Here is a 21,770-nt window from a genome sequence, read left to right as displayed (position 1 = left end):
GTCACCAGGGCGCCCGGGACCGGATCACCATCCGGCCCGGGCGCCCTGGCGTTTCCCAGGGCCGGGGGCGCGGAGCCGACGCGTGCGGCGCCGTTGCGGGGGCTCTGCCCCCGAGCCCCCGCGCCTCAAACGCCGGCGAGGCTGGAGTGTGGGAGTTGCGCCCGCACGCCGCGCCGCCCGACAGTGGCCGGATGACCGACAAGATGCCTGTCTTGACCGTCCTGACCCACCGCCCCGCCGGACCAGGGGACGCGGCCGACATCTGCGCCCTGCTCAATGCCGTCGACGTGATCGAGATCGGTCGCCCGGAGACCGATCTCGGCAGCGTCGAAGCCGATCTGAACCGCCCCGACATCGATCTGGCCACCGATTCCTGGCTCGCCTTCCACGGCTCGCGGCTCGTCTGCTATGCCCTGGTCTGGGCGGACGGAGAGCCCGGCCAGGTCTACGGCGACCACTACGTACTGCCCGGCCACAGGGGAGCCGCCCAGCGGCTGTTGGAGCTGATGGAGATCCGGGCTCGCGAGCTGGCCGCCGGGGCAGGGCAGGCCTGGCTGCGGATCCAGCTCAACGTGAAGCCCACCATCGACCTCTCCCTCCTGACCGCGCGTGGCTACCGCAGCGTCCGCCGCTACCAGGTGCTGACCCGGACCCTGGACCCGGCCGGCGACCTTCCCCCCGCCCCGCCGGAAGGGCTCACCCTGCGCGACTGCTCCGCCGACGAGGCCGACCGCCACCGGGCCCACGCCCTGGTCGAGCAGACCTTCGCGGCGCACTTCGGCCATGTGGAGCGCGCGTACGAGCCCTGGCTGGACCATCTGGACGCGCGCAGGCTCGACTGGTCCCTGGTGTGGATCGCCTCCCTGCCCGGCGAGGGCGACGTGGCCGTGCTGCTCAGCCGGGACGACCGTACGAGCATGGGCTGGCTCAGCCACATCGGCGTACGGGAGGACCTGCGCGGCCGCGGCATCGGCGGCTACCTGCTCCGCCACGGCTTCGCGGCCTACGCGGCACGCGGCCGGGACACCGTCGGCCTCGGCGTGGACATCCACAACGAAACCGGCGCACTCGGGCTCTACGAGGCGCACGGCATGGGCCTGCACTACGCGGTCGACACCTGGGAGCTGCCTTTGCACTCGCAGGGGTGACAGGCGGCGGACGCGCGGGTGCAATCGGTCCAACAGGGGGTGTGCGCGAACCCGCATAGTGTGACATAGGGCCCTAAGCGAGTCTTGGGATTCCTAGGAGGCACTCCATGCGCGGAGCCACCCACGCCAAGTGGGCCGCATGTGCGATGGCCGTCGCCCTCGCGGCGACGGCCTGCGGCGGAAGCGACGGAGGCGGAGGCAGTGGCGAGGGCGCGGGGATCGTGAGCTCCTCGTGGGGTGACCCGCAGAACCCACTGGAGCCCGCCAACACCAACGAGGTGCAGGGCGGCAAGGTGCTGGACATGCTCTTCCGGGGCCTGAAGCGCTACGATCCGAAGACCGGAGAGGCGCTGAACTTCCTCGCCGAGAAGATCGAGACCACCGACAGCCAGAACTTCACGATCACGCTGAAGGACGGCTGGAAGTTCAGCAACGACGAGCCCGTCACCGCCCAGTCCTTCGTGGACGCCTGGAACTACGGGGCGGACGTGCGCAACAAGCAGAACAACTCGCCGTTCTTCTCGGACATCGTCGGCTACGAGGACCTGCACCCGGCCTCCGGCGAGCCCAAGGCCAAGACGATGAAGGGCCTGGTCGTCAAGGACCCCAAGACCTTCACCGTCGCACTGAAGGCGAAGTTCTCCACCTGGCCCGAGACCCTCGGCTACCAGGCCTTCTCCCCGCTGCCCCAGGCCTTCTTCACCGACCACAACGGCTGGCTCGCCAAGCCGGTCGGCAACGGCCCGTACACGGTGGACTCGTACACCAAGGGCACCGGCATGAAGCTGCGCAAGTGGGACGGCTACCCCGGTACGGACAAGGCGCAGAACGACGGCGTGGACCTCAAGGTCTACACGGACAACAACACCGCCTACACCGACCTGATCTCCGGCAACCTCGACCTCGTCGACGACGTCCCGGCGCAGCAGTTGAAGAACGTCGCGAACGACCTCGGCGACAGCTACATCAACCAGCCGGCCCTGATCATCCAGACCCTCACCTTCCCGCTGTACGACCCGCAGTGGAACAAGGAGGGCTCGGAGAAGGTCCGCCGCGGCATCTCGATGGCGATCAACCGCGACGAGATCACCAAGCAGATCTTCCGGGACACCCGCACCCCCGCCAAGGACTGGACCTCCCCGGCCCTCGGCGAAAAGGGCGGGTTCAGCGCCACCGCGTGCGGCGACGCCTGCACCTTCAACCCCACCGAGGCCAAGAAGCTCATCCAGGAGGGCGGCGGACTGCCCGGCGGCAAGGTCACGCTGACCTCCAACGTGGACACCGGCTCGCACCGCGACTGGATGGACGCCGTCTGCAACAGCATCAACAACGCGCTGGGCGAGGGCCCGGTCTGCACGGTCAACCCCATCGGCACCTTCGCCGACTTCAGGAACCAGCAGAGCAGCTTCAAGCTGACCGGCCCCTTCCGCTCCGGCTGGCAGGCCGACTACCCGCTGATCCAGAACTTCCTGCAGCCGCTGTACTACACCGGCGCCTCCTCCAACTACGGCAAGTTCAGCAACCCGGAGTTCGACAAGCTCGTCGACCAGGCCAACCAGGAGAGCGACTCCGCCAAGGCGACCGCCACGTTCCAGAACGCCGAGAAGATCCTCGCCGACCAGATGCCGTCCATCCCGCTCTGGTACCAGAACGGCAGCGCCGGGCACTCGGAGCGGATCACGGACGTCGCGCTCAACCAGTTCAGCGTGCCGGTCTACGACCAGATCAAGGTCAGCTGACCCACCGACGGATCGATCCTGGAGCAGTCCATGGGACGTTATGTGATCCGGCGGCTGCTCCAGATGATCCCCGTGTTCATCGGCAGCACCTTCCTGATCTTCTTCATGGTGTACGCGCTCGGTGACCCGGTCGCGGCCCTCTTCGGCGACAAGGCGCCCGACCCGGCCACCGCCGCGCGCATCCGCAAGGACCTCTACCTCGACCGCCCCCTGTGGGAGCAGTACCTCCACTACATGGGCCAGATCTTCCAGGGCGACTTCGGAACGGCCTTCAACGGCCAGCCCGTCACCGAGCTGATGGCGACGGCCTTCCCGGTCACCCTGCGCCTGACCGTCATCGCGATCCTCATCGAGATCGTCTTCGGCATCACCTTCGGCGTGGTCAGCGGACTGCGCCGCGGCAAGTCCATCGACACCTCCGTGCTGGTGATGACCCTCGTCGTCATCTCGGTGCCCACCTTCGTGACGGGCTACCTGCTCCAGTACCTCTTCGGCGTCAAATGGGGGTGGGTCCGGCCCACCGTCTCCCCGGACGCCCCCTTCAACGAGCTGATCCTGCCCGGCATCGTCCTCGCCCTGGTCTCGCTCGCGTACGTGACCCGGCTCTCGCGCACCTCCATCGCCGAGAACGCCAAGGCCGACTACGTCCGCACCGCCACCGCCAAGGGACTGCCGCGCCACAGGGTCATCACCCGCCACCTGCTGCGGAACTCGCTGATCCCGGTGGTCACCTTCATCGGCACCGACATCGGCGCGCTCATGGGCGGCGCCATCGTCACCGAGCGGATCTTCAACATCCACGGCGTCGGCTACCAGCTCTACCAGGGCATCCTGCGCAACAACTCCCCCACCGTGGTCGGCTTCGTGACCATCCTCGTCATCGTCTTCCTGCTGGCGAACCTGCTCGTCGACCTGCTCTACGCGGTCCTGGACCCGAGGATCCGTTATGCCTGAGCCCGAGCCGCCCGCCTACGACCCGCTGGAGCCCGGAGAGGGGGAAGCCATCGCACCCACCGGCGCGGGCGGGCCCATGGATCTCGCGCTGGACGAGGCCGAGAGTCTGGAGAAGACGCTCGGCGACAAGCCGGCCGGCTCCGGGCCCAAGGAGAAGCCCCGCTCCCTGTGGTCCGACGCCTGGCACCAGCTGCGTCGCAACCCCGTCTTCGTCATCTCCTCGCTGGTGATCCTGTTCCTCGTGGTCATCTCGATCTGGCCGCAGCTCATCGCCAGTGGCGACCCGCTGCAATGCGACCTGTCCAAGTCCCAGCAGGGCGCCTCACCCGGCCACCCCTTCGGCTACGACACCCAGGGCTGCGACGTGTACACGCGTACCGTCTACGGCGCCCGCGCCTCCATCACCGTGGGCGTGTGCGCCACCCTCGGCGCCGCCCTGCTCGGCTCCGCACTCGGCGGGTTCGCCGGCTTCTTCGGGGGCTGGGGGGACTCGCTGCTCTCCCGGGTCGCGGACATCTTCTTCGGCATCCCGGTGATCCTGGGCGGCCTGGTCTTCCTGTCCGTCGTCACCAGCACCACCGTCTGGCCCGTGGTCGGCTTCATCGTGCTGCTCGGCTGGCCGCAGCTCGCCCGCATCGCCCGCGGCTCGGTGATCACCGCCAAACAGAACGACTACGTCCAGGCCGCCCGCGCGCTCGGCGCCGGCAACGCCCGGATGCTGCTGCGGCACGTGGCGCCCAACGCCATCGCGCCCGTCATCGTCGTCGCCACCATCGCGCTCGGCACCTACATCGCCCTGGAAGCCACCCTGTCCTTCCTCGGCGTCGGCCTGCGCCCGCCCACCGTCTCCTGGGGCATCGACATCTCCAACGCGGCCTCGCAGATCCGCAACGCCCCGCACATGCTGCTCTGGCCGGCGGGCGCGCTCAGCCTGACCGTGCTCGCCTTCATCATGCTCGGCGACGCGGTGCGCGACGCCCTCGACCCCAAGCTGCGCTGAGGAGCCCCGCACATGCTGCTCGAAGTCCGCGACCTGCACGTGGAATTCAAGACGCGCGACGGAGTCGCGAAGGCGGTCAACGGCGTCGACTACTCGGTGGACGAGGGCGAGACGCTCGCCGTGCTCGGCGAGTCGGGCTCCGGCAAGTCGGTGACCGCCCAGGCCGTGATGGGCATCCTGGAGACGCCGCCGGGCCGGATCGCGGGCGGCGAGATCCTCTTCAAGGGCCGGGACCTGCTGAAGATGAAGGAGGAGGACCGGCGGAAGATCCGCGGCGCCGACATGGCGATGATCTTCCAGGACGCCCTCTCCTCCCTGAACCCCGTGCTCAGCGTGGGCGCGCAGCTCGGCGAGATGTACGAGGTCCACCGCGGGATGTCCCGCAAGGAAGCCAAGGGCAAGGCCGTCGAGCTGATGGACCGGGTGAAGATCCCGGCGGCCAAGCAGCGCGTGGGGGACTATCCGCACCAGTTCTCCGGCGGTATGCGCCAGCGCATCATGATCGCGATGGCGCTGGCGCTGGAACCCTCGCTGATCATCGCGGACGAACCGACCACCGCCCTGGACGTCACCGTCCAGGCCCAGGTGATGGACCTGCTGGCCGAGCTCCAGCGCGAGCTCAACATGGGCCTCATCCTGATCACCCACGACCTGGGCGTGGTCGCCGACGTCGCCGACAAGATCGCAGTCATGTACGCGGGCCGGATCGTCGAGGCGGCCCCCGTCCACCAGATCTACCAGGCGCCCGCGCACCCGTACACGCGCGGCCTGCTGGACTCCATCCCGCGCCTCGACCAGAAGGGCCAGGAGCTGTACGCGATCAAGGGCCTGCCCCCGAACCTGCTCGCCATCCCGCCCGGCTGCGCCTTCAACCCGCGCTGCCCGATGGCGCAGGCCGTCTGCCGGGCCGAGGTCCCCCCGCTGGCGCAGGTCGCCGAGGATCGGACCAGCGCCTGCTTCTTCTGGAAGGAGTGCCTCCATGTCTGAGTCCCTTCTGGAAGTGAAGGACCTGGTCAAGCACTACCCGCTGACCCGGGGCATCGTCTTCCGCAAGCAGATCGGCGCGGTGAAGGCGGTCGACGGGGTCTCCTTCGACCTGCGCGCCGGCGAGACGCTCGGCATCGTCGGCGAATCGGGGTGCGGGAAGTCGACCGTGGCCAAGATGCTGGTCAACCTGGAGCGGCCGACGGCCGGCGCGATCTCGTACAAGGGCGAGGACATCACCAAGCTGTCGGGGCGCGCCCTGAAGGCCGTCCGGCGCAACATCCAGATGGTGTTCCAGGACCCGTACACCTCGCTGAACCCGCGCATGACGGTCGGCGACATCGTCGGGGAGCCGTACGAGATCCATCCCGAGGTCGCCCCGAAGGGCAGCCGGCGCCGCAAGGTCCAGGAGCTCCTGGACGTGGTCGGCCTCAACCCGGAGTACATCAACCGCTATCCGCACCAGTTCTCCGGCGGCCAGCGCCAGCGCATCGGCATCGCCCGCGGCCTGGCCCTCCAACCCGAGATCATCGTCGCCGACGAGCCGGTCTCCGCGCTCGACGTCTCCGTCCAGGCCCAGGTGATCAACCTCCTGGAGCGCCTCCAGGACGAGTTCAGCCTGTCCTACGTGTTCATCGCGCACGACCTGTCGATCGTGCGGCACATCTCGGACCGGGTCGGGGTCATGTACCTGGGCCGGATCGTGGAGATCGGCTCCGACACCCAGATCTACGACCACCCGACCCACCCGTACACCCAGGCCCTGCTGTCGGCGGTCCCGGTCCCGGACCCGCAGGCCCGCGCCCACCGCGAGCGGATCATCCTCTCCGGGGACGTGCCCTCACCTGCGAACCCGCCCTCGGGCTGCCCCTTCCGTACGCGCTGCTGGAAGGCCCAGGAGAGGTGCACCTCGGAGGTGCCGCTGCTCGCGGTCCCCGCGGTCTTCCCGTCGGGCCCGGCGGCCCATCCTTCGGCCTGTCACTTCGCGGCGGAGAAACAGGTGGTTCCCGCACCACCGGAAGACGCGAACCCCTAGGGGGCGTCTCGAGGAGTGAACCACCCTTCCCTGCCAGCCGATTATTTCCGGCCACGCGCGCATATCCCACGCCGTGACGGCGGCTCTGCCCCAACGCCGTTTACACGCGGGCAACTTGACCGTTTCTGCCCCGAGATCTGGGGCATGCAGCCTGGGTGGCGTGCGGCCGTGCGGGTGCCGACAGCCGGCCGGAGGGGCGTACAGCCTCTCCGGCCGGCCTCCCGTGTGCCCCTGCCCATGCGCGCCATGCGCCCCTCGTGCTGCCGGATTTCGATCGATGCGCTGGTACGGAAAGTTATGATCCGTAGCGCACGGTGGGTATGACTCCCGCCGAGCACTAATACGCGTACCGATGTCCGCTCGACGTGGAGGTGAAACGCCGTGGCACTCTCGATCTCGGCCGTGGTGCTGCTGGCGATCGTCGTATTCCTGCTGGTCCGAAGGTCGGGCCTGAAGGCGGGACACGCGGTGGTCTGTGTGCTCCTCGGTTTCTACCTGGCGAGTTCCACCATCGCCCCGACCCTCAGCCAGCTCACTTCCAACGTGGCCAGCATGATCAGTGGCCTCAAGTTCTGAGCCCTGCCTCGTAGGCTAGGCCCATGAACGGTCTTCCCGCCCGTCGTCTGCTCCTCGTGCACGCGCACCCGGACGACGAGTCGATCAACAACGGCGTCACCATGGCCAAGTACGCGGCCGAGGGGGCTCACGTCACCCTGGTGACCTGCACCCTCGGCGAAGAGGGCGAGGTCATCCCGCCCGGGCTCGCCCACTTGGCGGCCGACCGCGACGACAGCCTCGGCGCGCACCGGGTCGGCGAGCTCGCCGCCGCCATGGCGGAACTGGGCGTCACCGACCACCGGTTCCTCGGCGGTCCCGGCCGCTACCGGGACTCCGGAATGATGGGCGCCCCGCAGAACCGCCGCCCGGAGGCCTTCTGGTCCGCCGACGTGGACGAGGCCGCCGCGTACCTCGTGGAGGTGATCCGGGAGGTACGGCCGCAGGTGCTGGTCACCTACGACCCGAACGGCGGCTACGGGCACCCCGACCACATCCAGGCCCACCGCGTCGCCATGCGCGGCGCCGAACTGGCCGCGGAGGCCGCGTACCGGCGCGACCTGGGCGAGCCGCACGAGGTCGGGAAGATCTACTGGAACCGCGTGCCCCGCTCGGTGGTCGAGGAGGGCTTCGCCAGGCTGAGTGCGGCCGGTTCCGAGGCGCCCTTCCCCGGGCTGGCCTCGCCGGAGGACGTGCCCGGGGTCGTCCCCGACGAGAAGATCACCGCCGAGATCGGGGCCGCGCAGGAGCTCGTGGCGGCGAAGTCGGCCGCCATGCGGGCCCACGCCACCCAGATCGCCGTGGACGGGCCCTTCTTCGCCCTCTCCAACGACCTGGCCCAGCCGCTGTTCGCCCGCGAGTACTACGAACTCGTCGCGGGCCTGCCGGGAGCGCCGGCGGGCGAGCGCGAGCGCGACCTGTTCGCGGGGGTGGCGGCGTGAGCGGGCCCCTGACCCCGGCGCGGATCGCCGGCTGTCTTGGCCTGGTGGTGCTGGGCGCGCTCACCGGCCTGGCCGGCTGGCTGGTGGTGGACCTGTGGTTCCCCGGCGGTCTGTTGCTCGCGCTGCTGGCGGCCTTCGGGCTCTTCCTCGGAGGCCGGATCGCACTCGGCACCGGACTCGGGGTGGGCGGGGCGGCGGTCGGCTGGTTCCTGGCGTACGTGCTGCTCGGTGTCCCGCGTCCCGAGGGGGACTTCCTGCTCAGTTCGTCCGGAATCGGCATGTACGTCTACCTTTTGGGTGGAACCGTCTTCGCTGTGATGTGCGCCACGATGCGCGGTCCGCTGGATCGGCCGGTTTCGGCCGCGCGGCCCGCCAAGTGACGTGGTGTCGGACTCCTTAGAGATGGCAGGTCCACGGGGGTTCGCAGGGGCTCGCGGGCGGCTTCAGGGGGGTTTGGCGGGGGCTATGAGGAACCCCTGATTCCTGGGGGTCAGTTGCGCGAGGGCGGCGGCCAGTATGGTGGACGGGCCGCCGAGCTGCCCGCGCACGGTATGACGGGCGGCGGAGCCAACCGGGAGAACCTGCCTTGAGTCGTGAAACTGACAGTTCGTCCTCCGGGCCCACAGGGCGCGGTGGAGCCGCCTACCCCTCGGGTACGCCGCCGTATGGAACCGGCCAGTATCCGTCCACGGCTGTGCCACCTGGCCCTGGCGCGGCGACAGCCCCGGAGGAGAACCCTGTGACCTCGAAGCCGCCCACGCCCGACTCGGACGGGCCCAAGACCGAGACCACCCTGACGACCCGGATCCGGATCAACATCCCGGGTTCGCGGCCGATCCCGCCGGTGGTCGTACGCAAGGCGATGGGACCTGCCTCCGACGCGGCCGACGCCGCGTCCCCCGGGGCGCGGCCGACGCCGCAGCAGGCGCCCGAGCCGACGCCCGGGCGGGCGGCCGAGCCGCCGCTCGGCGGCGGCCGAAGCCCGTGCCGACGCGGATCGAGGCCGAGCGGGAGCCCGCGCGCGGCGGCCAGGGCCCTGCCGAGCCCGAGGAGTCCGCCAGCAACTGGTTCGCCCCGCGCAAGGCGCCCAACGCGGCGCCCGCCCCCGCTCCCGCCCCGGCGCCCACTGCGCCGCCCGGGCCCGCCGCGGGGCGCGCACCGGCCCCGGCTCCGCACCCGCACCCGGGCCCGCACCCGCATCCGGCTCCGCGGCCCGCCCCGGGTCCCGGGCCCGGACCGGTTCCGGGGATGACCCCGCCGCCTCCGGCCGGGCCGGGCGCCGGCTACCCGCCGCCCGTACGCACCCAGGCCGCGCCCGCGCCGGACGCGGGCTTCGCGCCGCCGCGCACCCCGCCCCCGCCGGTCTCGGACTACGGCCCGCCCGCGGGCGGCCCCGGCGTCGGGTCGACCCAGGGCTACCCGGCGTACGGCGGCGGCCAGGACGACGCCGGCCCCGTCACCGAGGCGTTCCCCGCCTACAGCAGCCAGGAAGGCTTCCCGGCCGGCCCCACGGCGGGCCCCGGCTTCGGGAGCGGCCCCGTGGGCGAAGAGGCCGCGCGCTGGCCCGGACCCGAGACGGGCCCCGGCCACGGCCCCGGGCCGACCCCGGTCCCGGCCCCCGCGCCCGCCGTCCCGCGGCCCGCGCCCTCGCAGCAGAAGGCATCCGCCAAGGCCGCGAAGCCCGCCAAGAAGGGCCGCTCCAAGCTGGTCCTCCTCGGCGGCGGCATCGTGGTCCTGCTCGGCGTGGCCTACGGAGCCGGGCTGCTGCTCAACCACTCCGACGTCCCCAAGGGCACCACCGTCCTCAGCGTCGACATCAGCGGCAGCCGCGACGAGGCCGTGGCCAAGCTCCAGACGGCCTTCGGCACCCGCGCCGCCGCCCCGCTCCAGCTCAGCGTCGGCGGCAAGCAGGTCGAGCTGAAGCCCGAGAAGGCCGGCCTGACCCTGGACAGCCAGACCACCGTCCGCAACGCCGCCGGCAGTGACTACAACCCGGTCACCGTCATCGGCTCCCTCCTCGGCAACGAGCGCAAGGCCGACGCCGTGATGCCGGTCGACGAGGAGAAGCTCCAGGTCGCGCTCCAGGAGCTCGCGGGCACCGCCGGCACGGCCACCGAGGGCACCATCAAGTTCGACACCGGCAAGGCCGTGGCCGTCCCCGGCACCCCCGGTACCACCCTCGATGTGGACGCCTCCGTCGCGCTGGTCACCAAGTCCTTCCGCGACATGGTCGCCACCGGCAACCCGGGCGTGACCGAACTGCCCGTCACCACCAAGGCGCCGGTCATCGACGAGGCGGAACTGGGCCGGGCGATGAAGGAGTTCGCCGAACCGGCGATGTCCGCCAACGCCACGGTCAAGATCGGCCCCAAGACCATCGCCTTCGGCAGCAAGTCCCTGCCCAAGATCCTCAGCATGCAGCCCGTCGAGGGCCACCTGGTCGAGAAGTTCGACCTGGACGCCCTCAAGGAGACCTACGGGAACACCTTCGACGGCATCACGATCACCCGAGGCACCGGCGCCAAGACGGCGGTCACCCCGCAGGACGTCGCCGGCGCCCTCGGCAAGGCCCTGCGCGGCAAGACCACGGCCGAACGGACCGTCGTCGTCGACACCAACGCAGGCTAGGTTCCCGGCCCTTCAGTGGCCCCCGCCAGTGCCCCCGCCCCCACCGGGCGGGGGCACTGTCATGCCCGCCGCATGACATCCGTCATACGGCACCCACGACGGCCGACACTGCCGCGCGGGACCCCGTACGGGCGAGCCTTGGGCCATGACGACGACCGAGACGAAACACACCGCGCACCCCGGCCCCGCCGCCCCCGGCACCGTGGTGAGCTTCGAGAACGTGACCAAGAGCTACGGCACGGTCCGGGCGGTCGACGGCCTCTCCCTCGCGCTCCACCCGGGCGAGACCGTCGCACTCCTCGGCCCCAACGGCGCCGGAAAGTCCTCCACCCTCGACCTCCTCCTCGGCCTGCGCCCCGCCGACTCCGGCTCCGTCCGGCTCTTCGGCACCACCCCGCGCGAGGCCGTCGCCGCCGGCCGCGTCGGCGCGATGCTCCAGAGCGGCGGCCTGATGGAGGACGTGACCGTGACCGAACTCGTCGCCCTCGGCTGCGCCCTGCACCCCCGCCCGTACCCGGTGGACGAGGTGCTGGCCCGCGCCGGAGTCGACACCCTCGCCGACCGCATGGTCAACAAGCTCTCCGGCGGCCAGGAACAGCGCGTCCGCTTCGCCCTCGCCACCGCGGGCCACAACGACCTGATCGTCCTCGACGAGCCCACCACCGGCATGGACGTCACCTCGCGCCAGGCCTTCTGGGCCACGATGCGCGAACTGGCCGCCCAGGGCCGCACCGTGCTCTTCGCCACCCACTACCTGGAGGAGGCGGACGCGATCGCCGACCGCGTGCTGGTCCTGAACAGGGGCCGGCTGCTGGCCGACGGCACCGCCGCCGAGATCAAGGCCCGGGCCGGCGCCCGGAAGATCTCCTTCGACCTCGACGGGGTCCACGACCCGGTCGACGAACAGGTGCTGCGCGCGCTCCCGCACCTCACCGGCTACGAACGGCACGGCGCGACCGTACGGCTCCAGTCCCGCGACGCCGACGCGACCGTGCACGCCGTGTACGCGCTCGGGCTCTACCCCCGCAACCTGGAGGTCGCGGGCCTCGGCCTGGAACAGGCCTTCATCGCACTCACCGAGGCCGAGGAGGCCGCCAAGTGAACGTCCTCGTCAAGCTCGAGATCACCCGGGCCCTGCGCAACAAGAAGTTCCTCTTCTTCACCGTGCTCTATCCGGCCGCCCTCTTCCTGATGCTCGGCGGCACCCTCGACGGCACCACCAAGGTCATGGGCACCGAACTGACCATGCCCGCCTTCTACATGGTCGCCATGGCCTCCTTCGGCGCCCTGACCGCCGTCCTGATGGGCAACAGCGAACGCATCGCCAAGGAGCGCGAGAGCGGCTGGGTCCGCCAGCTGCGGCTGACGGCCCTGCCCGGCCGCGGCTACGTACTGGCCAAGACGGCCAGTGCCGGCGTGCTCTCGCTCCCCGCCATCCTGGTCGTCTTCGCGGTCGCGGCCGCCGTGAAGGACGTACGGTTCGACGCCTGGCAGTGGTTCGCCCTCACCGGCGCCATCTGGGCCGGCAGCCTGGTCTTCGCCGCGCTCGGCGTGGCCATCGGCTACCTGGCCAACGGGGACACCGCCCGCCCCGTCACGATGCTCGTCTACTTCGCCCTGTCGATCCTCGGCGGCCTGTGGATGCCCACGACGAACTTCCCGCAGTGGCTCCAGAACATCGCGGACTGGCTCCCCACCCACGCCTACGCGGGCCTCGGCCAGGCCATCGAGCTGGGTGGCGCGCCCCAGGCCAAGGACGTCGCGATCCTCGCGGTGTACTTCGTACTGTTCACCGGTGCCGCCGCCTGGCTGTACCGCAAGGACTCACTGAAGGCATGAACCCGTGGCGCTGATGCAAGCAGACGAGGAGCGGCGCTTCCCCGAGATCGCCAAGGAGCCGGAGAACCGCCGCCAGAAGCTGGTGAAGGCCCTGTGGATCAGCATCTGGCTCTTCTACCTGAGCGCACCCGTCACCGACCTGGTCAGCGGCGGACACAGCCCCGGCGTGCGGCTGCTCGGCGGCCTGGGCCTGGCGGCCTTCGTCGCCTGGTACCTGGTGCTGGTCTTCCGCACGGCCCGGCAGATGGCGGTGCGCAAGGTCCTGGTCTCCTTGGCGGTGCTCTCCGCCCAGGCCACGGTCCTGTCGCTGACCCTGGGCCGCGAATGGCTCGTGCTCTTCGTCTACGTGGCCATCTCCTCCGGCGCCGCGCTGCCCGGGGAGATCTCCCGCTGGACGGTCCCCGCCGCGGCCGCGCTGATGACGGCCACGGCCTTCGCGGTCCCGGGCGGCGACGCCTACCTGGCGAGCCTGCTGATCCCGGCGCTGATGGGCGGCTTCGCGATGGCCGGGGTCCGCGCGATGATCCGCACCACCATCGAACTGCGCCAGGCCCGGGCCACGGTGGCGCAGCTCGCGGCCAACGAGGAACGTCTGCGGATGGCCCGTGACCTGCACGACCTGCTGGGCCACTCGCTGTCGCTGATCACGCTGAAGAGCGAGCTGGCGGGCCGCATGCTGCCCGGGCAGCCGGAGGCGGCCGCGCAGCAGGTCGCGGACATCGAGCGGGTCAGCCGGCAGGCCCTGGTCGACGTACGCGAAGCGGTGAGCGGCTACCGGCGGCCCACCCTGCCCGGCGAACTCGCGGGCGCCCGGACGGCGCTGGCCGCCGCGGGCGTGGTCGCGGACCTCCCGGCGGAGCCGGTGGCCGATCTCTCCGAGGAGGCGGAATCGGCCTTGGCCTGGTCCCTGCGCGAGGCGGTGACGAACGTGGTCCGGCACAGCGGGGCGCGGCGCTGCACGGTCGCCCTCGCCGACCGGCAGACCCTCGGGGGCCGGTTCATGGAACTGACGGTGTCGGACGACGGCGCGGGAGGCCCGGCCGTCCACGGAAACGGCCTGACGGGCCTGACGGAACGCCTGGAGGCGGTCGGCGGGGCCCTGTCGGCCGGCCCGGCCGGCAAGACCGGCTTCCGGCTCGTCGCCCGCGTCCCCCTAGGATCCCCGTCATGAGCCCACGCCCCATCCGCATCCTCCTGGCGGAGGACCAGTCGATGGTCCGCGAGGCCCTCGCCGCCCTGCTCGGCCTGGAACCGGACATCGAGGTACTGGCCCAGGTCGCCCGCGGCGACGAGGTGGTGGCGGCGGCCCGCGCGCACGACGTGAACGTGGCGCTGCTGGACATCGAGATGCCGGGGATGACCGGCATCGAGGCGGCCGCGGCCCTCCGGGACGCCCTCCCCGGCATCCGGATCGTCATCCTGACCACCTTCGGCCGCCCCGGCTATCTGCGGGGGGCGATGGAGGCGGGCGCCTCCGCCTTCCTGGTCAAGGACGCACCGGCCGCGCAGCTGGCGGACGCGGTACGCCGGGTCCTGGCGGGGGAGCGCGTCATCGACCCCACCCTGGCGGCGGCGGCCCTGGCGGAGGGCGCGAATCCGCTGACGGAGCGGGAACGGGAGGTCCTGCGGGAGGCGGAGTCGGGCGCGACCAACGCCGAGCTCGCCGCCCGGCTGCACCTGTCTCCGGGCACGGTCCGCAACTACCTCTCGACGGCGATCCAGAAACTGGCGGCCCGCAACCGCGCGGAAGCCGTGCGCACGGCCCGCGAAAAGGGCTGGCTCTGACCCGCGCAGCGGCCCGGCTCAGTTCAGCAGGGCGCGAGCGGAGGCGGCCTCCGCGTGTATGCGGGCGGCCGCATCGGCATCCACCGCAGCCACCACATCGGCATACGCGTCCAGCTCGGCCGCGCCGTCCCGGAAGGAGCCCCGTTCCACCAGCAGACGGGCCCGCTCGTACCGCAGCGACGCCGGATGCGACGGCAGCAGCAGAGACAGGTCCAGCGCCCACAGCGCCACCCCCGACTGCTCCGGCCGGGTAGCGGCCCACGCCCGGATGTTGTTCAGGATCCGCAGCACGATGTCCAGCGTGCGGGCCGGGCTCCGCGGCCCCTCCGCGAGCTCCGCCGGTCCCGCGCCCAAGGACGCGCCGCCCGCGAACGGGTCGACCACCACGCCCTCCTCCGGGTCCCCGAAGCCCACCACGAAGTGCCCCGGCAGCCCCAGCCCGTACACCGGCGCCCCCGCCCGCCGGGCGACCTCCAGCCAGACGACGGACAACAGGATCGGCAGGCCGCGCCGGCGCCGCAGCACCTCGTGCAGCAGCGAGGACGACAGCCGCTCGTAGTCCGCCGGGGTGCCGTGGAACCCGAGGCGCCCGCCCAGCAGTTCCGTGATCGCCGAGGCCCAGGCCCGCCCGCCCCGCAGCCCGTACGGCAGCAGCCCGGCCAGCCGGTCCAGCTCGATCTGCGCCCAGTCCATGGCGCGCTCGTCCAGCTCCGGGTCCGCCTCCGCCGCCAGCAGCAGGCACAGCAGCGCCAGGTCCGGCCGCTCCGACCGCGCCTCCGCCGCGAACTGCGCGCGCCGGTCCGCCGGACTCACGCCGCCGCCCGGTAGTGGTGGTACGAGTGGTGCGTCGCGAAGCCCAGCCCGTCGTACAGGGCCCGCGCCGCCGGATTGTCCGTCTCCACCTGGAGCCAGGCCGCCGACGCGCCCTCCTCCAGCGCCCGGCGCGCCAGCGCCGCCATCACCGCGGTCGCCAGACCCTCCCGCCGGTGCGCGGGATCGACCGTCACCGCGGCGAAACCGGCCCACCGCCCGTCCACCACGCACCGCCCGATGGCCCGGCCCCCGGGCAGCGCCGCGAACCACACCGACGGGCCCTCGACCAGCATCCGCCGGGCCACCTCCGGGTCGCGTACCTTCCCGTAGCGCCCGAGCCAGGCCTCGTCCGGCGTACGGGTCAGACGTACGGCCTCGGCGGCGGGCGCGTCCACGTCCCCGACCGGCGCCAGCGCCCCGATCCGTACGTCCGCCGACACCTCGGCCGCCCAGCCGCGCCGCTCCAGCTCCGCGATCAGCAGCTCCTGGGTGCCGACGGCCCCCGTCGCGGCCTGCACGTACGCCGGCAGTCCTCGCCGCGCGTACCAGGAGGTCACTCGCGCGAGTGCATCGTCCAGCGGTATCCCCGGATCGCCGAGCGGCAGCACCGAGTTGGCCCGGCGGGTGAATCCGGCGGCCGCACGCAGCGTCCACTCGCCCAGCGGCTCGCTCTCCAGCGGCTGCCAGGAGCGCGCCGTGACCCTCGAGAGCTCCTCGAAAGAGGCCGCAGGACCCCTCCGGCGGGCCGGTGCGGGGGGCACGACCTTGCCCGCCACCAGCGAGGATTCCGCGATGCGGACGGACTTTCCGTTCTTTTGTGTGATCGTCAGCACACCCTCGTCCCAGGATGTGAGAACCCCGACCGCATCCGTGTACGCGGGGGCACCGCTCGACCCGCGCTCCACCCGTCGTACAGAGACTCGTTTTCCCACGTCAGCCGGGGTGATACGGACCTCCAGCAGCCCACCGGCAGTGATTTCCACAGCTCTGTCCGCCCCTCCTGTTCGGATCGTGCCCGGGAACGGAGATACTAGGTGCGGGCATCGACGACGCCGCGCTCCCGCGCGATATGGAAAGCCCTACCGAGGAGGAACGAGAGCGTGACCTACGTCATCGCGGAGCCTTGTGTCGACGTCAAGGACAAGGCATGCATCGAAGAGTGCCCCGTCGACTGCATCTACGAGGGCCAGCGGTCCTTGTACATCCACCCGGACGAGTGCGTCGACTGTGGTGCGTGTGAGCCGGTCTGCCCGGTCGAGGCCATCTTCTACGAGGACGACACTCCGGAAGAGTGGAAGGACTACTACAAGGCGAACGTCGAGTTCTTCGACGAGCTCGGTTCGCCCGGTGGTGCCTCCAAGCTGGGCCTGATCGAGCGCGATCACCCCTTCATCGCGGCGCTGCCCGCCGGTATCAACGGCGAGCACTGACCTTCACGGCAGACGCGCCCCTCGGTCCCGTACGGCCCTCCCGCCGCACGGGACCGAGGCGTTTCCCGACCGTGCGCCCCGCACCCCGCGCCCCGCACCGCGCAACCAGCACCCAGAGAGAGCAGAGACCACCGTGGCCGCAGTATCCGACCGTCTTCCCGCCTTCCCCTGGGACAAGCTGGAGCCGTACAAGAAGACGGCGGCGGCCCACGCGGACGGCATCGTCGACCTGTCGGTCGGCACGCCCGTGGACCCGGTGCCCGAGCTGATCCAGCGCGCCCTGATCGGCGCCGCGGACTCCCCGGGCTACCCGACGGTGTGGGGTACGGCCGCCCTGCGCGACGCGATCACCGGCTGGCTGCGCGACCGCCTCGGCGCGAGCGCCGCCGAGCACCGCAACGTCCTGCCGGTCGTGGGCTCCAAGGAGCTGGTGGCCTGGCTGCCGACCCAGCTCGGCCTCGGCGCGGGCGACAAGGTGGCCTACCCCCGGCTCGCCTACCCCACGTACGAGGTCGGCGCGCGGCTGTGCGGCGCCGAGGCGGTCGTCTACGACGCTGAGACATTTGCGAGTGACCCCGCGGGGACGGAGCTCGACCCGGCGGGCGTGAAGCTGCTGTGGCTCAACTCCCCGTCCAACCCCACCGGCAAGGTCATCCCGAAGGAAGACCTGATCCGGATCGTGGCCTGGGCGCGCGAGCACGGGATCCTGGTCTTCAGCGACGAGTGCTACCTGGAGCTGGGCTGGGAGGCCGAGCCCGTCTCCGTCCTCCACGACGACGTGTGCGGGGGCTCGTACGAGGGCCTCGTCGCCGTCCACTCGCTCTCCAAGCGGTCCAACCTGGCCGGCTACCGGGCCGCGTTCGTCGCCGGTGACGCGGACGTCCTCGGCGAGCTGCTGGAGATCCGCAAGCACGGCGGCATGATGACCCCCGCCCCGGTGCAGGCGGCCACGGTCGCGGCGCTCGGCGACGACCGCCACGTCGAGGAGCAGCGCGCCCGCTACGCGGCCCGCCGCGCGGCGCTGCGCACGGCGCTGGAGGCGCACGGCTTCCGGGTCGAGCACAGCGAGGCGAGCCTCTACCTGTGGGTGACCCGGGACGAGCCCTGCTGGGACACCGTGGCCCACCTGGCCGACCTGGGCATCCTGGTCGCGCCGGGCGATTTCTACGGCGAGGCGGGCGCGCGGTTCGTGCGCGTGGCCTTCACCGCCACCGACGAGCGCGTCGAGGCCGCGGTCAAGCGCCTGGGCTGAGGCCGCCGGACAGCCCGAAGGGGCCGGGAGTTCGTGCTCCCGGCCCCTTCGGTGTTCCGCGGTGGGTCAGCGGTGGTTCGGCGGTGGTCAGCCGCCGAGCGGCAGGTCACCGGGCAGGCCGCCCGTGAGACCACCCGGCAGGTCACCGGGCAGGCCGCCCGTGAGACCACCCGGCAGGTCACCGGCGAGCGGCGCCGCCGGCAGCTGCTGCGTGGCGGGCAGGCCACCGAGCAGGCTGCCCGCGGTGTCGGTCACGCCGGCGGCGGAGGCGTCCGGAACGGCCTTCACGGCGGTGCTCGCCGTGTCGGTCGCCGCTGCCGTCGTCGCGGCCGCGGCGTCGGGGGCGTCCGCGGCGCTGGCCGCGCCGGCCGCACCGACCACGGGCGCTGCCCCGGCTGCGAGGAGCAGCGCGGCACGGGCGATCCGACGGGTCAGGGGGAGGGACATGATGCTCCTAAGCGGTAGCGGCTGAGTACGCCGTGTACAACCGCTCGGGGGGCGGGTGGAGTTGCGGAGCCGGTAGGTAAAAGATCGGTAACGCATCGTTTAATCGGCTTCCCCCACAAGCTCATTGGATACGCGCCCACCAGGCCTTCTGTCCGTCCGGGGTCCCCGAGGCCGCCACCTCGGCCACCCCCGCAGGAGTGACGCCTCGTACGCGCGGCCGGGTCTCGCCGGGGCGCGGCGGGGCTCAGCGGGCGATGAAGATCCGGACCTCGTCGCCGAGCGAGTTGTGCGGATCGCCGTCGCCGGACTTGCCGGGGCCGCCCTTGTCCTGCCACACGCCCCGGGCCTGCCCGCCGATCCAGCCGCCGCCCCGGTACGAGACCCGGGCGATGCCGAGTTCGTGCGACCGGGCCACCGCCCAGTGCGCCATCGCACGGCCGCGGCGCTCCTCACCCGGGCCGCCGTCCTGCTTCAGCCGCAGGTTGATCTCGGGCTCCGGGATCCCGCCCGGAGCCGTCCGGCCGGCCCCCGCACCGCCCGCGGCGCCCGCACTGCCCGTGCTGCCGGCCAGTGCCTCCTTGCCGAAGGCCCGTACCAGCTCCGCCTTCACCTTCTCCGGATCGCCCTTCAGCGGGGCCGGGCCCGAGCAGGACAGCACGCCGCTCTCGCCGAAGGCCGCGGTCAGGACCGTCGCGTCCGTCTCGTGCTTCGCGTACGCCTGCGGGTAGCCGCTGCGCTGCACCTTCTGCGCCGCCACCGTCAGCGGCAGCCGCGAGTACCCCGGAACGTCGACGAGGTGGTCGTAGAAGATCCCGGCCGAGTACACCGGGTCCTGGATCTGTTCCGCGGTGCCCCAGCCCATCGAGGGCCGCTGCTGGAACAGGCCCAGCGAGTCCCGGTCACCGTGGCCGAGGTTGCGCAGCGCCGACTCCTGCATGGCGGTCGCCAGCGCGATGGTCACCGCCCGGTCCGGCAGCCCCTTGGAGATGCCGACGGCGGCTATCGTCGCCGCGTTCGCCGCCTGCTCCGGCGTCATCTCGTACTTCTGCCCGTCGGCGGAGGTCGCGGTGGCGGTGCAGTACGGCGCGCCCGCGCCGCCGTTGGAGTACCGCTGCACGGCGAAATAGCCGATCACCGCGAACAGGACGAGCAGACCGACGGCCGTACGGAGCGGCCTGCGGCGACGGGGGCGTGGAGCACGGTTCTCGGACACGCGCCCACCGTACTTGAGGCATATGACGCGTCCACCGGCCGGACGTCCGAGGCTGCCCCACGGCCGGGGCGTTAGGGTCGGTTCCATGCCGGAATCCGAGCTGGACCTCACCCTGGACGCCGCCGAGCTGACCGCCCGGCTCGTCGACATCCCTTCCGTGAGCGGCGACGAGAAGGTAATCGCCGACCTCGTGGAACACGCGCTACGGGCCCTTCCGCACCTCACCGTGGACCGCTTCGGCAACAACGTCGTCGCCCGAACGCACCTCGGCCGCGCCGAGCGCGTCGTGCTCGCCGGCCACCTCGACACCGTGCCGATCGCCGACAACGTTCCCTCCCGCCTCGACGAGAACGACGTCCTGTGGGGCTGCGGCACGACGGACATGAAGTCCGGCGTCGCCGTGCAGCTGCGCATCGCGGCGACCGTTCCCGAGCCGAACCGGGACCTCACCTTCGTCTTCTACGACCAGGAGGAGGTCGCCGCCGACCTCAACGGCCTGGGCAAGGTCGCCGCGGCCCACCCCGACTGGCTGACCGGCGACTTCGCGGTGCTGCTCGAACCCTCCGACGCCGAGGTCGAGGGCGGCTGCCAGGGCACCTTGCGGGTGCTGCTGCGGACCTCCGGCGAGCGCGCCCACTCCGCGCGCAGCTGGATGGGCTCCAACGCGATCCACTCGGTCGCGCCGATCCTGGCGCGGCTGGCCGCGTACGAGCCGCGCAAGCCGGTGATCGACGGCCTGGAGTACCACGAGGGCCTCAACGCGGTCCGCATCGAGGGCGGCGTCGCCAACAACGTCATCCCCGACGCCTGCACGGTGACGGTCAACTTCCGCTATGCCCCGGACCGCAGCGAGGCCGAGGCCCTGGCCCACGTACGGGAGGTCTTCGCGGACTGCGACATCGCCGAGTTCGTGGTCGACGACTCCTCGCCCGGCGCGCTGCCCGGCCTCTCCCACCCGGCCGCCGCGGCCTTCATGGAGGCCGTCGGAGGCCACGCCATGCCGAAGTTCGGCTGGACGGACGTCTCCCGCTTCAGCGCGCTGGGCGTACCGGCGGTCAACTACGGCCCGGGCGACGCCCTGCTGGCCCACAAGGTCGACGAACGCGTCGAGACGAAGGCGATCCTCCACTGCGAGGAACGACTCCGTGCCTGGCTGACCTCCTGAATTCCGCTTGTGGCCACCTTCGTGCGCCTAACCTGATCCAACGATCAGCAGGAGGGAGCACATCATGGGCAACCCTGAAGGGTCCGCTCGTCGTCGGCCCGAGGAGCAGCAGCTCGGGCCGGTGCTGAGGAGGCGGAGCCAGATCAAGGCCGGCAGTACGACGGACCAGCGGCTGCTGGATTCCGCCGGGCCTTCCGAGTGGGTGCACACCGATCCCTGGCGGGTCCTGCGCATCCAGTCGGAGTTCATCGAAGGCTTCGGCACCCTCGCCGAGCTGCCGCCCGCGATCAGCGTGTTCGGATCGGCCCGCACCCCGGCGGGGACGCCGGAGTACGAGGCGGGCGAGCGGATCGGGCGCGCACTGGTCGACGCCGGGTTCGCGGTGATCACCGGTGGTGGTCCGGGCGCGATGGAGGCGGCCAACAAGGGCGCCCGCGAGGCCAACGGAGTCTCGGTCGGCCTGGGCATCGAGCTCCCCTTCGAGCAGGGGCTCAACCAGCACGTCGACCTCGGGCTGAACTTCCGGTACTTCTTCGTCCGCAAGACGATGTTCGTGAAGTACAGCCAGGGCTTCGTGGTGCTGCCGGGCGGGCTCGGCACGCTGGACGAGCTGTTCGAGGCGCTGACCCTGGTCCAGACCCAGAAGATCACCCGCTTCCCGATCGTGCTGTTCGGCACGGAGTACTGGAGCGGCCTGATCGACTGGCTGCGCAACACGGTGATCGCCCAGGGCAAGGCCTCGGAGAAGGACCTCTACCTCTTCCACGTCACGGACGACGTGGACGAGGCGATCGCGCTGGTGACGAAGGAAGTCGGGAAGTAACCCCACGGGCCCGGGCCG

22 protein-coding genes are annotated in these 21,770 nt (G+C 71.6%); 18 read left to right on the top strand and 4 right to left on the bottom strand.

From position 1 onward, the window contains the following. The first annotated feature begins 191 nt into the window (after window positions 1-191). The 14 genes from OHA89_RS14140 (at window position 192) to OHA89_RS14075 (ending at window position 14,609) form a co-directional block, all read left to right on the top strand. On the top strand, window positions 192-1,148 hold the full coding sequence (locus OHA89_RS14140; protein WP_406366290.1) for a GNAT family N-acetyltransferase: 957 nt from the start codon (window positions 192-194) through the stop codon (window positions 1,146-1,148). Window positions 1,149-1,255: 107 nt separating this feature from the next. Beyond that, window positions 1,256-2,887: an ABC transporter substrate-binding protein gene (locus OHA89_RS14135; RefSeq protein WP_266615132.1), complete on the top strand. Its 1,632-nt coding sequence runs from the start codon at window positions 1,256-1,258 to the stop codon at window positions 2,885-2,887. Between the two features lie 30 nt (window positions 2,888-2,917). Further along, complete coding sequence (locus tag OHA89_RS14130; RefSeq protein WP_215145107.1) at window positions 2,918-3,841, top strand: ABC transporter permease; 924 nt, start codon at window positions 2,918-2,920, stop codon at window positions 3,839-3,841. Then, window positions 3,834-4,841, top strand: coding sequence for an ABC transporter permease (locus OHA89_RS14125; protein WP_257554328.1), 1,008 nt, complete (start codon window positions 3,834-3,836; stop codon window positions 4,839-4,841). Before OHA89_RS14130 ends, OHA89_RS14125 begins: the two co-directional genes overlap by 8 nt. A gap of 12 nt (window positions 4,842-4,853) precedes the next feature. After that, the gene (locus tag OHA89_RS14120; RefSeq protein WP_215145111.1) at window positions 4,854-5,828 is read left to right on the top strand and encodes an ABC transporter ATP-binding protein; all 975 of its coding nucleotides are present in this window, start codon (window positions 4,854-4,856) and stop codon (window positions 5,826-5,828) included. Continuing rightward, entirely contained in the window at window positions 5,821-6,861 is a 1,041-nt protein-coding gene (locus tag OHA89_RS14115; protein ID WP_266615129.1) for an ABC transporter ATP-binding protein, read from the top strand. Before OHA89_RS14120 ends, OHA89_RS14115 begins: the two co-directional genes overlap by 8 nt. A gap of 381 nt (window positions 6,862-7,242) precedes the next feature. Beyond that, window positions 7,243-7,437 (top strand): hypothetical protein, encoded by a 195-nt coding sequence (locus OHA89_RS14110; RefSeq protein ID WP_053677094.1) that lies wholly within the window; start codon window positions 7,243-7,245, stop codon window positions 7,435-7,437. 23 nt (window positions 7,438-7,460) lie between these two features. Beyond that, entirely contained in the window at window positions 7,461-8,357 is an 897-nt protein-coding gene (mshB, locus tag OHA89_RS14105) for an N-acetyl-1-D-myo-inositol-2-amino-2-deoxy-alpha-D-glucopyranoside deacetylase (RefSeq protein ID WP_215145115.1), read from the top strand. Then, complete coding sequence (locus OHA89_RS14100) at window positions 8,354-8,737, top strand: DUF6113 family protein (protein WP_257554324.1); 384 nt, start codon at window positions 8,354-8,356, stop codon at window positions 8,735-8,737. Before mshB ends, OHA89_RS14100 begins: the two co-directional genes overlap by 4 nt. Before the next feature lie 604 nt (window positions 8,738-9,341). Further along, complete coding sequence (locus OHA89_RS14095; protein WP_406366286.1) at window positions 9,342-10,985, top strand: hypothetical protein; 1,644 nt, start codon at window positions 9,342-9,344, stop codon at window positions 10,983-10,985. 145 nt (window positions 10,986-11,130) lie between these two features. Next, the gene (locus tag OHA89_RS14090; RefSeq protein WP_257554321.1) at window positions 11,131-12,087 is read left to right on the top strand and encodes an ABC transporter ATP-binding protein; all 957 of its coding nucleotides are present in this window, start codon (window positions 11,131-11,133) and stop codon (window positions 12,085-12,087) included. After that, complete coding sequence (locus OHA89_RS14085; RefSeq protein ID WP_215149899.1) at window positions 12,084-12,824, top strand: ABC transporter permease; 741 nt, start codon at window positions 12,084-12,086, stop codon at window positions 12,822-12,824. Before OHA89_RS14090 ends, OHA89_RS14085 begins: the two co-directional genes overlap by 4 nt. Before the next feature lie 13 nt (window positions 12,825-12,837). Beyond that, window positions 12,838-13,995 (top strand): sensor histidine kinase, encoded by a 1,158-nt coding sequence (locus OHA89_RS14080; RefSeq protein WP_266615403.1) that lies wholly within the window; start codon window positions 12,838-12,840, stop codon window positions 13,993-13,995. Then, window positions 13,992-14,609, top strand: a complete 618-nt coding sequence (locus tag OHA89_RS14075) for a response regulator transcription factor (protein WP_257554320.1) — start codon at window positions 13,992-13,994, stop codon at window positions 14,607-14,609. Before OHA89_RS14080 ends, OHA89_RS14075 begins: the two co-directional genes overlap by 4 nt. An 18-nt stretch (window positions 14,610-14,627) precedes the next feature. Here the strand turns inward: OHA89_RS14075 and OHA89_RS14070 are convergent, their stop codons facing one another. Beyond that, entirely contained in the window at window positions 14,628-15,422 is a 795-nt protein-coding gene (locus tag OHA89_RS14070) for a transglutaminase-like domain-containing protein (RefSeq protein WP_257554318.1), read from the bottom strand. After that, window positions 15,419-16,405, bottom strand: a complete 987-nt coding sequence (locus tag OHA89_RS14065; RefSeq protein WP_266615121.1) for a GNAT family N-acetyltransferase — start codon at window positions 16,403-16,405, stop codon at window positions 15,419-15,421. The genes OHA89_RS14070 and OHA89_RS14065 overlap by 4 nt, the downstream gene beginning before the upstream one ends. Before the next feature lie 117 nt (window positions 16,406-16,522). On the opposite strand from OHA89_RS14065, the gene fdxA reads away from it, so the two are divergent. Both fdxA and dapC read left to right on the top strand, forming a co-directional pair. Then, window positions 16,523-16,852, top strand: a complete 330-nt coding sequence (fdxA, locus tag OHA89_RS14060) for a ferredoxin (protein ID WP_030713714.1) — start codon at window positions 16,523-16,525, stop codon at window positions 16,850-16,852. Window positions 16,853-16,985: 133 nt separating this feature from the next. Further along, entirely contained in the window at window positions 16,986-18,104 is a 1,119-nt protein-coding gene (gene dapC / locus OHA89_RS14055; protein ID WP_257554315.1) for a succinyldiaminopimelate transaminase, read from the top strand. A gap of 87 nt (window positions 18,105-18,191) precedes the next feature. On the opposite strand, the gene OHA89_RS14050 is transcribed toward dapC, so the two are convergent. Continuing rightward, window positions 18,192-18,551: a hypothetical protein gene (locus tag OHA89_RS14050; protein ID WP_266615115.1), complete on the bottom strand. Its 360-nt coding sequence runs from the start codon at window positions 18,549-18,551 to the stop codon at window positions 18,192-18,194. 244 nt (window positions 18,552-18,795) lie between these two features. Beyond that, the gene (locus tag OHA89_RS14045; RefSeq protein ID WP_266615113.1) at window positions 18,796-19,764 is read right to left on the bottom strand and encodes a hypothetical protein; all 969 of its coding nucleotides are present in this window, start codon (window positions 19,762-19,764) and stop codon (window positions 18,796-18,798) included. 85 nt (window positions 19,765-19,849) lie between these two features. Here OHA89_RS14045 and dapE point away from each other — a divergent pair, with 85 nt between their 5' ends. Together dapE and OHA89_RS14035 are read left to right on the top strand one after the other, a co-directional pair. Continuing rightward, window positions 19,850-20,929, top strand: coding sequence for a succinyl-diaminopimelate desuccinylase (gene dapE, locus OHA89_RS14040; protein WP_257554311.1), 1,080 nt, complete (start codon window positions 19,850-19,852; stop codon window positions 20,927-20,929). A 64-nt stretch (window positions 20,930-20,993) separates the two neighbouring features. Beyond that, window positions 20,994-21,752: a TIGR00730 family Rossman fold protein gene (locus OHA89_RS14035; protein ID WP_215149893.1), complete on the top strand. Its 759-nt coding sequence runs from the start codon at window positions 20,994-20,996 to the stop codon at window positions 21,750-21,752. Window positions 21,753-21,770: the final 18 nt, after the last annotated feature.

Origin of the sequence: Streptomyces sp. NBC_01546, assembly GCF_045208355.1 — a bacterium.
In the GTDB taxonomy this organism is placed as follows: Bacteria; Actinomycetota; Actinomycetes; order Streptomycetales; family Streptomycetaceae; genus Streptomyces.
This window is presented reverse-complemented; position numbering and strand designations above follow the sequence as displayed.

Excerpts from the sequence above, each read along its gene's own strand:
- OHA89_RS14035 (WP_215149893.1), top strand. The coding sequence starts at position 20,994 with ATGGGCAACCCTGAAGGGTCCGCTCGTCGTCGGCCCGAGGAGCAGCAG.
- OHA89_RS14120 (WP_215145111.1), top strand. The coding sequence starts at position 4,854 with ATGCTGCTCGAAGTCCGCGACCTGCACGTGGAATTCAAGACGCGCGAC.
- OHA89_RS14090 (WP_257554321.1), top strand. The coding sequence starts at position 11,131 with ATGACGACGACCGAGACGAAACACACCGCGCACCCCGGCCCCGCCGCC.
- OHA89_RS14125 (WP_257554328.1), top strand. The coding sequence starts at position 3,834 with ATGCCTGAGCCCGAGCCGCCCGCCTACGACCCGCTGGAGCCCGGAGAG.
- OHA89_RS14135 (WP_266615132.1), top strand. The coding sequence starts at position 1,256 with ATGCGCGGAGCCACCCACGCCAAGTGGGCCGCATGTGCGATGGCCGTC.
- OHA89_RS14130 (WP_215145107.1), top strand. The coding sequence starts at position 2,918 with ATGGGACGTTATGTGATCCGGCGGCTGCTCCAGATGATCCCCGTGTTC.
- OHA89_RS14050 (WP_266615115.1), bottom strand. The coding sequence starts at position 18,551 with ATGTCCCTCCCCCTGACCCGTCGGATCGCCCGTGCCGCGCTGCTCCTC.
- OHA89_RS14115 (WP_266615129.1), top strand. The coding sequence starts at position 5,821 with ATGTCTGAGTCCCTTCTGGAAGTGAAGGACCTGGTCAAGCACTACCCG.
- OHA89_RS14080 (WP_266615403.1), top strand. The coding sequence starts at position 12,838 with ATGCAAGCAGACGAGGAGCGGCGCTTCCCCGAGATCGCCAAGGAGCCG.
- mshB (WP_215145115.1), top strand. The coding sequence starts at position 7,461 with ATGAACGGTCTTCCCGCCCGTCGTCTGCTCCTCGTGCACGCGCACCCG.
- OHA89_RS14140 (WP_406366290.1), top strand. The coding sequence starts at position 192 with ATGACCGACAAGATGCCTGTCTTGACCGTCCTGACCCACCGCCCCGCC.
- dapE (WP_257554311.1), top strand. The coding sequence starts at position 19,850 with ATGCCGGAATCCGAGCTGGACCTCACCCTGGACGCCGCCGAGCTGACC.
- OHA89_RS14075 (WP_257554320.1), top strand. The coding sequence starts at position 13,992 with ATGAGCCCACGCCCCATCCGCATCCTCCTGGCGGAGGACCAGTCGATG.